General features: G+C 60.3%; 9 protein-coding genes and 1 pseudogene. All 10 read left to right on the plus strand.

Annotated elements, in window-relative coordinates; translation table 11 throughout:
* Positions 1–120: 120 nt before the first annotated feature.
* The 10 genes and pseudogenes from hutH (at position 121) to ACA068_RS01985 (ending at position 13215) form a co-directional block, all read left to right on the plus strand.
* Positions 121–1653 carry a histidine ammonia-lyase gene (hutH, locus tag ACA068_RS01940; RefSeq protein WP_497307185.1) on the plus strand — a complete coding sequence of 511 codons (1533 nt, stop codon included), beginning with the start codon at positions 121–123 and terminating at the stop codon, positions 1651–1653.
* A gap of 103 nt (positions 1654–1756) precedes the next feature.
* On the plus strand, positions 1757–2962 hold the full coding sequence (hutI, locus tag ACA068_RS01945; protein WP_497307187.1) for an imidazolonepropionase: 1206 nt from the start codon (positions 1757–1759) through the stop codon (positions 2960–2962).
* 10 nt (positions 2963–2972) lie between these two features.
* The gene (hutG, locus tag ACA068_RS01950; protein ID WP_497307189.1) at positions 2973–3776 is read left to right on the plus strand and encodes an N-formylglutamate deformylase; all 804 of its coding nucleotides are present in this window, start codon (positions 2973–2975) and stop codon (positions 3774–3776) included.
* 252 nt (positions 3777–4028) lie between these two features.
* Positions 4029–4985, plus strand: a pseudogene (locus ACA068_RS01955) (choline ABC transporter substrate-binding protein).
* A gap of 148 nt (positions 4986–5133) precedes the next feature.
* Complete coding sequence (locus tag ACA068_RS01960) at positions 5134–6051, plus strand: alpha/beta hydrolase (protein ID WP_497307191.1); 918 nt, start codon at positions 5134–5136, stop codon at positions 6049–6051.
* Positions 6052–6156: 105 nt separating this feature from the next.
* The gene (gene pip, locus ACA068_RS01965; protein ID WP_497307193.1) at positions 6157–7128 is read left to right on the plus strand and encodes a prolyl aminopeptidase; all 972 of its coding nucleotides are present in this window, start codon (positions 6157–6159) and stop codon (positions 7126–7128) included.
* Positions 7125–7562, plus strand: coding sequence for a D-aminoacyl-tRNA deacylase (gene dtd / locus ACA068_RS01970; protein ID WP_497307195.1), 438 nt, complete (start codon positions 7125–7127; stop codon positions 7560–7562). Before pip ends, dtd begins: the two co-directional genes overlap by 4 nt.
* A gap of 276 nt (positions 7563–7838) precedes the next feature.
* Positions 7839–9662: a glucan biosynthesis protein G gene (locus ACA068_RS01975; protein ID WP_497307197.1), complete on the plus strand. Its 1824-nt coding sequence runs from the start codon at positions 7839–7841 to the stop codon at positions 9660–9662.
* Positions 9655–12225, plus strand: a complete 2571-nt coding sequence (mdoH, locus tag ACA068_RS01980) for a glucans biosynthesis glucosyltransferase MdoH (protein WP_497307199.1) — start codon at positions 9655–9657, stop codon at positions 12223–12225. Before ACA068_RS01975 ends, mdoH begins: the two co-directional genes overlap by 8 nt.
* Before the next feature lie 192 nt (positions 12226–12417).
* On the plus strand, positions 12418–13215 hold the full coding sequence (locus tag ACA068_RS01985; protein ID WP_497307201.1) for a transporter substrate-binding domain-containing protein: 798 nt from the start codon (positions 12418–12420) through the stop codon (positions 13213–13215).
* The last annotated feature ends 11 nt before the right edge of the window (positions 13216–13226 follow it).

Here is a 13226-nt window from a genome sequence, read left to right on the forward strand (position 1 = left end):
TTCCTACATCAAACCAGCGTGCCAAGGCGCCAGCCCCCCAAGAGGCGGGAAGCGACGGACAACGGACATTTCCGGAGCGTCTGGTTAGTTAACAAAAAGACTCTCAAAAGGAGAATAGAAGTGACTGCGCTAAATTTGATTCCCGGCCAACTGAGCCTTGCCCAACTGCGTGATATCTATCAGCAGCCGGTCAAAATCACCCTCGACAACAGTGCATCAAAGCAGATCGAAGCCAGCGTTGCCTGCGTGGAACAGATCCTCGCCGAGAACCGCACCGCTTACGGCATCAACACAGGTTTTGGCCTGCTGGCCTCGACCCGCATCGCCAGCGAAGACCTGGAAAACCTCCAGCGCTCGCTGGTGTTGTCCCATGCCGCCGGTGTCGGCGAGCCGATCAGCGACGCGCTGGTGCGGTTGGTCATGGTGCTCAAGGTCAACAGCCTGAGCCGTGGTTTTTCCGGGATTCGCCGCGTCGTCATTGACGCGTTGATCGCGCTGATCAACGCCGAGGTTTACCCGCATATTCCGTTGAAAGGTTCGGTCGGTGCCTCCGGCGATTTGGCGCCTTTGGCCCACATGTCGCTGGTGTTGCTGGGCGAAGGTAAGGCTCGCTACAAAGGCGAGTGGATGGAAGCGACTGAAGCGCTGAAAATCGCCGGCCTGACGCCGCTGACCCTGGCGGCGAAAGAAGGCCTGGCGCTGCTCAACGGCACTCAGGTGTCGACCGCTTATGCGCTGCGTGGTCTGTTCGAAGGCGAAGATCTGTTCGCCGGTGCCGTGGCGATTGGTGCACTGACGGTCGAAGCCGTATTGGGTTCGCGTTCGCCGTTCGACGCGCGCATCCACGCCGCACGTGGCCAGAAAGGCCAGATCGACGCCGCTGCCGCCTACCGTGATCTGCTGGGCGAGCGCAGTGAAGTGTCCGACTCGCACCAGAACTGCGAAAAGGTCCAGGACCCGTACTCCCTGCGCTGCCAGCCACAAGTCATGGGCGCCTGCCTGACTCAGTTCCGTCAGGCCGCTGAAGTGCTGGCTGTCGAGGCCAACGCCGTTTCCGACAACCCATTGGTCTTCGCCGCTGAAGGCGACGTGATCTCCGGCGGTAACTTCCACGCCGAACCGGTGGCCATGGCCGCTGACAACATGGCCCTGGCCATTGCTGAAATCGGTTCCCTGAGCGAACGCCGCATCTCGCTGATGATGGACAAACACATGTCGCAACTGCCGCCGTTTCTGGTGGCCAATGGCGGCGTGAACTCCGGCTTCATGATCGCCCAGGTGACCGCTGCAGCACTGGCCAGCGAGAACAAGGCGTTGTCCCATCCGCATTCGGTGGACAGCCTGCCGACTTCCGCGAACCAGGAAGACCACGTATCGATGGCGCCGGCTGCCGGCAAGCGCTTGTGGGAAATGGCCGAAAACACCCGCGGTGTTTTGGCGGTGGAATGGTTGGCGGCGGTTCAGGGGCTGGATTTGCGTGAAGGTCTGAAGACTTCGGCGAAGCTGGAAAAGGCCCGTGGGATTCTGCGTAACGAAGTGCCGTTTTATGAGAAGGACCGCTTTTTTGCGCCGGACATCAATGCGGCGACTGAGTTGTTGGCGACGCGGTGCCTGAACGAATTGGTGGCGGCGAAGTTGTTGCCTAGCCTGTAAGGGCCTCTTCGCGGGCAAGCCTCGCTCCTACAGGGGCTGCGCTGAACCTTGTAGGAGCGAGGCTTGCCCGCGAAACGATTTTGAATAATGTGGAGATTACGGGATGAAAACTCTCTGGCAACACTGCCACGTCGCAACCATGGCGCAAGGCGTCTACTCGATCATCGAGGACGCGGCCATCGTGACGTCCGGTGCGCACATTGAGTGGGTCGGCCCGCGCAGTGAACTGCCGTCGGGCTCGTACCCGGCGGTCAACGATTTGAAAGGGGCCTGGGTCACCCCGGGCCTGATCGACTGCCACACCCACACGGTGTTCGGCGGTAACCGCAGCGGTGAATTCGAACAGCGCCTGCAAGGTGCCAGCTACGCGGAAATTGCAGCAGCCGGTGGCGGCATCGCCAGCACCGTGCGCGCCACCCGTGCAGCGACCGAAGATGAGCTGTTTACTAGCGCCGCCAAGCGTCTGAAAAGCCTGATGCGCGACGGCGTGACCACGGTCGAAATGAAATCCGGCTACGGCCTCGACCTGGCCAGTGAACGCAAGATTCTGCGAGTGATCCGTCGCCTCGGCGCCGAGCTGCCGGTCAGCGTGCGCAGCACCTGCCTGGCCGCTCATGCGTTGCCACCGGAATATGCGGATCGCGCCGACGACTACATCGAACACATCTGCGCTGAAATGCTCCCGGCCCTGGCCGCCGAAGGGCTGGTGGATGCAGTGGACGCGTTCTGTGAATACCTGGCCTTTTCGCCGGCACAGGTCGAGCGCGTGTTCATCACCGCGCAAGAACTGGGGCTGCCGGTGAAGCTGCACGCCGAGCAATTGTCGTCGCTGCACGGCTCGAGCCTGGCGGCGCGCTACCACGCACTGTCGGCTGATCACCTGGAGTTCATGACCGAAGACGACGCCATCGCCATGGCCAAATCCGGCACCGTCGCGGTGCTGCTGCCCGGTGCGTTTTACTTCCTGCGTGAGACCCAATTGCCGCCGATGGATGCCCTGCGCAAACACGGCGTGAAAATCGCCATCGCCAGCGACCTCAACCCTGGCACGTCGCCGGCGCTGTCGTTGCGCTTGATGCTGAACATGGCCTGCACCTGCTTTCGCATGACCCCGGAAGAAGCCCTCGCCGGTGCAACCATTCACGCCGCCACCGCGCTGGGCATGGCCGACACCCACGGTTCGCTGGAAGCCGGCAAGGTTGCGGATTTCGTCGCCTGGCACATTGATCGTCCCGCCGACCTGTCGTACTGGCTGGGCGGTGACCTGGAAAAACGCGTCGTGCGTCACGGCGTCGAAACGAGCGTTTAGGAGAACAGTTGTGGATAAGGTTCTGAACTTCAAACAAGGCCGCGTGCCGCTGCTGATCAGCATGCCCCACGCCGGCCTGCGCCTGACTCCGGCAGTCGAAGCCGGGTTGATCCCCGACGCACGCAGCCTGCCGGACACCGACTGGCACATCCCCCGGCTTTATGAGTTTGCCGCCGAGTTGGGCGCCAGCACTTTGGCTGCCGAGTACTCGCGGTTTGTCATCGACCTGAACCGGCCGTCTGACGACAAGCCGCTGTATGTCGGCGCCACCACCGGTCTGTATCCGGCGACGCTGTTTGACGGCATCCCGTTGTTCCGTGAAGGGATGGAACCGTCGGTAGCTGAGCGTGCGACGTACCTGGAGCAGGTCTGGACGCCGTACCACACCACTCTGCAGAACGAGCTGGCGCGACTGAAAGCGGAGTTCGGCTACGCGCTGCTGTTCGATGCGCATTCGATCCGCTCGATCATCCCGCACCTGTTCGACGGCAAGCTGCCGGACTTCAACCTCGGCACCTTCAACGGCGCCAGTTGCGATCCGCAGCTGGCCAGTCAGCTGGAAGCGATCTGTGCCAGGCACACCGATTACAGCCATGTGCTGAACGGTCGTTTCAAGGGCGGCCACATCACCCGGCATTACGGCAACCCGGCCGAAAACATCCATGCGGTGCAGCTGGAGCTGGGGCAGTGCACGTATATGGAAGAGTTCGAGCCGTTCCGCTATCGCCCGGACCTGGCTGAGCCGACGCAGGTTGTACTTACGGAATTGCTGCAAGGGCTGCTGGCCTGGGGCAAGAAGCACTACAACGCATAACCCTATGGGAGCGAGCCTGCTCGCGATGGCGGACTGACAGACAACATCAATGTTGAATGTTATGGCCTCATCGCGAGCAGGCTCACTCCCACAGGTTGTTTGTTTGCCTCCGGTGCCGGTGATGACTGTCGCCACCGTGCAAATCTCGGTCGCTACAGTTCGCTTTTCCCCTCTCGACGCTGCGTAATGTTTGGGCCACGGTGCACAAAGACACCGGCCCTCACAATAATCTGCCGCACGAGAACGCTCTCTATGACAAGCACCAAAGGTTTGTTCACCCGCTGTCTCTCAATCCTCTGCGGCACCGCTCTTCTGAGCACCAGCGTCCTGGCCAGTGACAACGCGTCCTGCAAGGCCGTGCGCATGGGCGTGGTCAACTGGACCGACGTGATCGCCACCAGCGGCATGGCTGACGTGTTGCTCAACGGCCTCGGCTACGAAAGCAAGCAAACCAGCGCGGTGCAGCAAATCATCTTCGCGGGTATCCGCGACAAGCGCCTCGACATCTTCCTCGGTTACTGGAAACCGGCGATGGACAAGAACATCGCGCCGTTCCTGGATGCCAAACAAGTGAAGGTCCTGGAAAAACCGAGCCTGGCCGACGCCCAGGCGACGCTCGCGGTGCCTCAATACGTTGCTGACGCCGGGCTGAAAACCTTCGCCGACATCGCCAAGTTCAAAGACAAACTCGGCGGCAAGATCTATGGCATCGAGCCCGGCAGTGGCGCCAACACCACGATCAAAACCATGATCGAGACCAATCACTTTGGCGTGAAAGACTTCAAACTGATCGAGTCCGGTGAAGCCGGCATGCTTGCCGCCGTTCAGCGGGCGGTGAACCGCAAAGAGTTCGTGGTGTTCGTCGGCTGGACCCCGCACCCGATGAACATCAACATGTAGATCGCTTACCTGACCGGCAGCGAAGACGTCTATGGCCCGAACGAAGGCGCGGCGACGGTCTCGACCGTGATGTCCCCGGACTATGCCGAACGCTGCCCGAATGTGAATCGCCTGTTGGAAAACCTGACCTTCACCGCGGCCCAGGAAAGCCAGCTGATGGTGCCGATCATGGAGCGCAAGACGCCTCAGGACGTTGCCAAACAGTGGCTGCGTGATCATCCGGAAGACCTTCAGCGCTGGTTGGCAGGTGTCAGCAGTTTTGATGGCAAGGATGGCGCGGCGACCGTTCAGGCCAGTTTGAAGCCCTAGCGCAAAACCTGTGGGAGCGAGCCTGCTCGCGATAGCGTTGTGTCAGGCAACATCAATTCTGACAGACACACCGCTATCGCGAGCAGGCTCGCTCCCACAGGGTTACGCCACATATCCAAAATCCCCTGAAGGGACTGACAGCAAGCCTATGGCTCTTTATCCACTCTCTGAATCGATGACGGCCTTCGTCGAGAAAACCGTCAGCTTCAACAGCACCGACAGCAGCCTCAACGGTTTGCGTCAGGCCTATAGCGAGATGTGCCGGGCGTTCACCCCGCCACGTCCCGCCGGGCTTTACGTGGTCGATTTCGAGTTGGCCGGGGTGCCGGTACGGTCTTATCAACCGCCGGTTTCACCACCAACCGGCGGTGTACCGTGCATTGTGTATCTGCATGGCGGCGGTTGGGTGGTGGGGGATCTGGATTCCCATGACTTCATCTGCGCCGAACTGGCGTCGACACTCGGCGTGTTGGTGATCGCGGTCGATTATCGATTGGCGCCGGAACATCCGTTTCCGGCGGCGCTCGATGATTGTCTGGGTGTCTGGCGCGCGCTGCGAAGCGGACCTTTTCGGCTTGATCCCGAGCGCACGCTGGTGGCGGGAGACAGCGCTGGTGGCAATCTCGCCGCCGCGCTTTGTCTGGCGTTGCGGGATGCGGGCGAGCCATTGCCGGCTGCGCAGGTGCTGATCTATCCGGGGCTGGGCGGCAATCAGCCGTTGCCGTCGCGCAGCGAATGCATCGACGCGCCGTTGCTCGCCAGCAGTGATGTGGATTGTTATCACACCCTGTACTTGCGCGGCACCCGACAGCCGGGCGCCTATGCCATGCCGTTGCTTGCCAGACACTTCGGCGGACTGCCGCCGGCATTCATCGCCGTGGCGCAATTCGACCCGCTGCGAGATGACGGCGTGTTGTATGCCGAGCACCTGCAGGCCGCTGGTGTACCCGCCACGCTTTATTACGGGGAAGGGCTGGTGCATGGCTGTTTGCGGGGCCGCGGCCAGGTCGCCGAGGTCGACTTGCTCTATGAAACGCTACTCGGGTATTTGGCTGAGAGGTTATGACGCTGCAAGGGGCATGCTCATTGGCGTAATTCGGGTTTATGATGCCGGACGGCAGAATAATAGAAGTCCCCCCAGGGATGACCTCGACCCCTTACGGAGCGCGCAATGCAGACTTTGTACCCGCAGATCAAACCCCACGCCCGGCACGATCTGGCCGTCGATGAAACACACACCCTGTATGTCGACGAAAGCGGTTCCCCGGAAGGTTTGCCGGTGGTGTTCATCCACGGCGGCCCCGGCGCCGGGTGCGATGCCCAGAGCCGCCGGTACTTCGATCCGAACCTGTACCGCATCGTGACCTTCGACCAGCGCGGTTGCGGTCGCTCCACGCCCCACGCCAGCCTCGAAAACAACACCACCTGGGATCTGGTCGCCGACCTTGAGCGGATTCGTAAACACCTTGGTATCGAAAAATGGGTGCTGTTCGGCGGCTCCTGGGGCTCGACCCTGGCGCTGGCCTACGCGCAAACCCACCCGGAGCGTGTACACGGTCTGATTCTTCGCGGGATTTTTCTCTGCCGTCCGCAGGAAATCGAGTGGTTCTACCAATGTGGCGCCAGCCGTCTGTTCCCTGATTACTGGCAGGACTATGTCGCGCCGATTCCATTGGATGAGCGCGGCGACTTGCTCAGCGCCTTCCACAAGCGCCTGACCGGCAACGATCAGATCGCCCAGATGCACGCGGCCAAGGCCTGGTCCACCTGGGAAGGCCGGACCGCGACCTTGCGTCCGAATCCGTTGGTGGTCGATCGCTTCTCCGAGCCGCAACGTGCATTGTCCATCGCACGCATCGAATGCCACTACTTCACCAACAATGCCTTCCTCGAGCCGAACCAGCTGATTCGCGACATGGGTAAGATCGCCCATTTGCCAGGCGTGATCGTCCACGGTCGTTACGACGTGATCTGCCCGCTGGACAATGCCTGGGAACTGCATCAAGTCTGGCCGAACAGCGAACTCCAGGTGATCCGCGATGCGGGCCACGCCGCGTCCGAACCGGGCATCACCGATGCACTGGTGCGTGCCGCCGGACAGATGGCTCGCCGTTTGCTCGACCTGCCGCCCGAAGAAGCATGAAGGGCCTGCTGCAACGCGTGCGTGGCGCGCGAGTCGAGGTAGCGGGGGCGGTGGTGGGGGCGGTTGATCAGGGGTTGTTGGTGCTGGTGGCGGTAGAACCCGAGGATACTCGTGCCAGCGCCGACAAACTTCTGCATAAACTGCTTAACTATCGAGTATTCAGTGACGCCGAGGGCAAGATGAATCTGTCTTTGGCGGAGGTGGGCGGAGGGTTGCTGCTGGTCTCGCAGTTCACCCTGGCCGCTGACACCAAGAACGGGTTGCGCCCGAGTTTTTCGACCGCTGCCCCTCCGGCCCTGGGCGAGGAACTTTTCGACTATCTATTAAGCAAAGCGAAACAGGTGCATGGCACTGTGGCATCAGGTAGATTCGGCGCGGATATGCAGGTGCACCTGGTCAACGATGGCCCGGTCACCTTCCTATTACAGACGTGAAAGCACTTGAAACATGTTTTTCAGGGCTTTTCGACTGAAAACAGGGGTTTTTCGCGATAAATACTTTGTTACCCCTGATGCGTTGTAACGCGGCCTACTAGATAATCGCGCGCTACGGGGATCAGCGTTCGTTGGTCCATTTTGACTTAGGTAGAGACTTGTCCGGGACCTGTTGGGGAATCATTTAGCCCCATAGGAGTCGGAACAATGCTCGCCAACCTGGCATATAGATAGCTGGCCGTTGGTTTTTTGATCTGTTTTCGGCGAGGGTTGCTCGTGATTGTTAGTCCCTGTAATGCACCAAAATTGACTGCCAAACGGTTCCGAAGCGCTCTGGTAGCGGGCTCTGCACTGCTCTGCCTGCTCAGCGCCGGCCAGATTTGGGCATTCAATCTGGATGATGTATCGGTCAAGGCGAAAGAGCTGGCCGGACAAAAATACGAAGCCCCGCGCAGTAACCTGCCGAACGAATTCCGTGAAATGAAATTCGCGGACTATCAAAAAATTCGTTTCCGCACTGAAAAAGCCGAGTGGGCCGATCAGAAAACCCCGTTCAAGCTTTCGTTCTATCACCAGGGCATGCACTTCGATACGCCGGTGAAAATCAACGAAATCACGGCCAACACCGTCGAAGAGATCAAATACGACCCAAGTCGTTTCGATTTCGGCGATGTCAAGTTCGATCCTAAAGCCACCGAACAACTGGGCTATGCCGGTTTCCGTGTGCTTTACCCGATCAACAAGGCCGACAAGCAAGACGAAATCATGACCATGCTCGGCGCGAGCTACTTCCGCGTTGTCGGCAAGGGTCACACCTATGGCTTGTCCGCTCGCGGCATGGCCATCGATACCGCCTTGCCGTCCGGTGAAGAATTCCCGCGTTTCACCGAGTTCTGGATTCAACAGCCAAAACCGGGTGACAAGCACCTGGTGATCTTCGCGCTGCTGGATTCGCCACGCGCTACCGGTGCCTATCGCCTGACCGTGCGTCCGGGCAGCGACACCGTTGTCGACGTCAAGGCCAAGATGTTCCTGCGTGACAAGGTCACCAAGCTTGGCGTTGCGCCGCTGACCAGCATGTTCCTGTTCGGCGCCAACCAGCCGTCGAAAGTGCTGAATTACCGTCGTGAACTGCACGATTCCAGCGGTCTGTCGATCCATGCCGGCAACGGCGAGTGGATCTGGCGCCCGTTGAACAATCCAAAACACCTGGCCGTGAGCAACTTCTCGATCGAGAACCCGCGTGGTTTTGGCTTGCTGCAACGTGGCCGCGACTTCAGCCACTACGAAGACCTCGACGACCGCTACGACAAGCGCCCAAGTGCCTGGATCGAACCAAAAGGCGATTGGGGCAAGGGCTCCGTCGATCTGGTAGAGATTCCGACTGCCGACGAAACCAACGACAATATCGTTGCGTTCTGGAGCCCGGAAAAACTGCCTGAGCCTGGCCAGCCGCTGGACGTCGCTTATCGCATGCACTGGACTATCGACGAAGCCGCTCTTCATGCACCGGACAGCGCCTGGGTCCAACAGACCCTGCGCTCCACGGGTGACGTGAAACAGTCCAACCTGATTCGTCAGCCGGATGGCAGCGTTGCCTATCTGGTGGACTTCGAAGGTCCGTCCCTGGCGGCACTGCCGGAAACTGCGGACGTTCGCAGCCAGGTCAGCGTTGGCGACAATGCCGAGCTGGTCGAGAACAGCGTGCGTTACAACCCTGAAACCAAGGGCTGGCGCTTGACCCTGCGGATGAAAATCAAGGATCCGGGCAAGCCTACCGAGATGCGTGCTGCACTGGTCGAGAACATCGTGCCGGCCGATCTCGCCAAGACCTCGCTGCCCGTCTCCAACTCTTCTGTTGCCAAGGCCGACAAGGTCGCTGCCAAGCAACAAGAGAAGGCCGACAAGGAGGCCAAGGACGCCAAGCAAGCCGAAGCCAAGCAGGCCGACGCCAAGCCAGCCGCCGATACCAAGGACAAGGACAACAAAGACGCCAAGCAGCCTGTTGCTGCGGACGCGGCCCCAGCCATACCGGAATCGGCAGCGACGGAAGAAGTCCTGACCGAGACCTGGAGCTACCAGTTGCCTGCCGATGAGTAATTCTCAAGTACAGCCAGAGACGCTTGCCGAGTATCTGGCGCATCTACCGATGACCGACCAGCAGCGCGCGGAACTCGCGGGCTGCCAGTCCTTCAGCGAACTGCACCAGCGTCTGTCGTCTTCGACGTTCGACGCTCCGACCGAGGCTGCGCAAGCCTCGGTGGGCCGTCGCTTGACCCTTAATTCCGCTGAAGAACTGGAAGAGGCGGAGATGCTGGCGGTCGACGCCAGCGGTCGGGTTTGCCTCAAGGCCACCCCGCCGATCCGCCGGACCAAAGTCGTGCCGGAGCCGTGGCGCACCAACATTCTGGTGCGTGGCTGGCGTCGTCTGACCGGTCGCACCAATCCGCCGGCCCCGCCGAAAGACGAGAACGTGCTGCCGGCAGCTCGCTGGCGCACTGTCGGTTCGATCCGGCGTTACATCCTGCTGGTCCTCATGCTTGGCCAGACCATCGTCGCCGGCTGGTACATGAAAGGCATCATGCCGTACCAGGGCTGGTCGTTCGTCGACTTGAACGAAGTCCTGCATCAACCGATCCTGCAAACCGTCACGCAAGTGCTGCCGTATGCGCTGCAAACCAGCATCCTGATTCTGTTCGGGATTCTGTTCTGCTGGGTGTCGGCCGGTTTCTGGACGGCGTTGATGGGCTTCCTCGAGTTGCTCACCGGCCACGATAAATACCGGATCTCCGGTAAAAGTGCCGGCAACGAACCGATCGCCAAGAACGCGCGCACCGCACTGGTGATGCCGATCTGCAACGAAGACGTGCCGCGCGTGTTTGCCGGTTTGCGGGCGACCTTCGAATCGGTGGCGGCCACGGGTGACCTGGATCGTTTCGACTTCTTTGTACTCAGCGACAGTAACGACGCGGACATCTGCGTGGCCGAGCAACAGGCCTGGCTGGACGTCTGCCGTGAAGCCAAGGGCTTCGGCAAGATCTTCTATCGCCGTCGTCGCCGTCGTGTGAAACGTAAAAGCGGCAACCTCGACGACTTTTGCCGTCGCTGGGGTGGTGACTACAAGTACATGGTCGTGCTCGACGCAGACTCCGTGATGAGCGGTGACTGCCTGACCAGTCTGGTGCGCTTGATGGAAGCTACGCCGGACGCCGGCATTATCCAGACCGCGCCGCGTGCGTCGGGCATGGACACCCTTTATGCGCGTATGCAGCAGTTTGCGACCCGTGTGTACGGTCCGCTGTTTACCGCCGGCCTGCACTTCTGGCAGTTGGGCGAATCCCACTATTGGGGCCACAACGCGATTATCCGCATGAAGCCATTCATCGAGCACTGCGCCCTGGCGCCGTTGCCCGGCAAAGGTGCTTTCGCCGGTGCGATTCTTTCCCACGACTTTGTTGAAGCAGCGCTGATGCGCCGTGCCGGCTGGGGCGTGTGGATTGCCTACGATTTGCCGGGCAGCTATGAAGAGCTGCCGCCGAACCTGCTGGACGAACTCAAGCGTGACCGTCGCTGGTGCCACGGCAACCTGATGAACTTCCGTCTGTTCCTGGTCAAGGGCATGCACCCGGTTCACCGCGCGGTGTTTCTGACCGGCGTGATGTCTTACCTGTCGGCGCCGTTGTGGTTCTTCTTCCTCGTGTTGTCGACGGCGCTGCTGGCGGTCAACACCCTGATGGAGCCGCAGTACTTCCTTGAACCGCGTCAGCTCTATCCGCTGTGGCCGCAATGGCACCCGGACAAGGCGATTGCGCTGTTCTCGACGACGATCGTGCTGCTGTTCCTGCCGAAGCTGTTGAGCATCCTCCTGATCTGGGCCAAAGGTGCGAAAGAGTTCGGTGGCAAGTTCAAGGTGACGATGTCGATGCTGCTGGAGGTACTGTTCTCCATGCTGCTGGCGCCGGTACGGATGATTTTCCACACCCGCTTCGTACTCGCAGCGTTCCTCGGCTGGGCTGCGACCTGGAACTCGCCACAACGTGACGACGACTCGACGCCATGGAGCGAAGCGGTCAAGCGCCACGGCCCGCAAACCTTGCTGGGCTTCTTCTGGGCCCTGCTGGTGATCTGGCTGAACCCGAGTTTCCTGTGGTGGCTGGTGCCGATCGTCGGTTCGTTGATGCTGTCGATTCCGGTGTCGGTGATATCCAGCCGTGTCGGCCTGGGCCTCAAGTCCCGTGACGAAAGCCTGTTCCTGATCCCTGAGGAATACAATCCGCCGCAGGCGTTGCTGGCAACCGATCAGTACACCCACGAAAACCGTTGGCATGCACTGAACGACGGCTTCACCCGTGCGGTAGTTGATCCGCAGCAGAACGCTTTGGCGTGCTCGCTGGCGACATCGCGTCACGGTCAGGCCGAGCCGATCGAATGGTTGCGGATCGAGCGTGTGCGTCATGCATTGAAAGTCGGGCCTGACGGCCTGAACAACAATGAGCGTGTGCAATTGCTGAGCGACCCGGTGGCATTGGCTCGCTTGCATGAGCAGATCTGGAATGAAGGCCACCCCGAGTGGCTGCAGGCCTGGCGCAAATCGGTGAAAGCCGATCCCCATGCGCCGCTGCTGCCGCTCAAGCCGCTGAGTGCGCAGCCTCAGTTGGCGTAACAAAGAGCCCCGCTAGCCAGCGGGGCTTTTTTTCGCCTGAACGTTGCCAAACCCTTGTGCAAACGGACGAGTGCGTTAGCATCCGTCCCCGAATTGGTGCGCCCGGACAACTTTCTGTTCGTATCTGCCGGTTTCCTGAAGGAAATCCGCCGTTTGCGCGCCTCACACCGCAATGGTTTTGGGGACTTGATGATGAAGAAGTATCTGTCGATGCTGCTGGTCGGCGTCACGGCACTGGTTGCAGTCAGCGCGGCGCAGGCCGGTGCCATCGATGAGGCGGTCAAGCGTGGCACGCTGAAAGTCGGCATGGATCCGACTTACATGCCGTTCGAAATGACCAACAAACGCGGCGAAATCATCGGCTTTGAAGTCGACATTCTCAAAGCCATGACCAAGGCCATGGGCGTCAAGCTGGAACTGGTGTCCACCGGTTACGACGGCATCATCCCGGCCCTGCTCACCGACAAGTTCGACATGATCGGCAGCGGCATGACCCTGACCCAGGAACGCAACCTGCGCCTGAACTTCAGCGAACCGTTCATCGTGGTCGGCCAGACCCTGCTGATCCGCAAGGAGCTGGAAGGCAGCATCAAGTCCTACAAAGACCTGAACACCGCCGACTACCGAATCACTTCCAAGCTGGGCACCACTGGCGAGATGGTCGCCAAAAAACTGATCTCCAAAGCCAAGTACCACGGCTACGACAACGAGCAGGAAGCCGTGCTCGACGTGGTCAACGGCAAGGCAGATGCCTTCATCTACGACGCGCCGTACAACGTCGTGGCCGTGAACAAGGTCGGCGCCGGCAAGCTGGTGTTCCTCGACAAGCCGTTCACCTACGAGCCGCTGGCCTTCGGCCTGAAGAAGGGTGATTACGACAGCCTCAACTTCATCAACAACTTCCTGCACCAGATCCACGAAGACGGCACCTACGATCGCATCCATGACAAGTGGTTCAAGGACACCGCCTGGCTCAAGGATATGGAGTAACTCGGTCAGAT

The sequence above is a fragment of the Pseudomonas sp. LBUM1660 genome, from assembly GCF_059695935.1.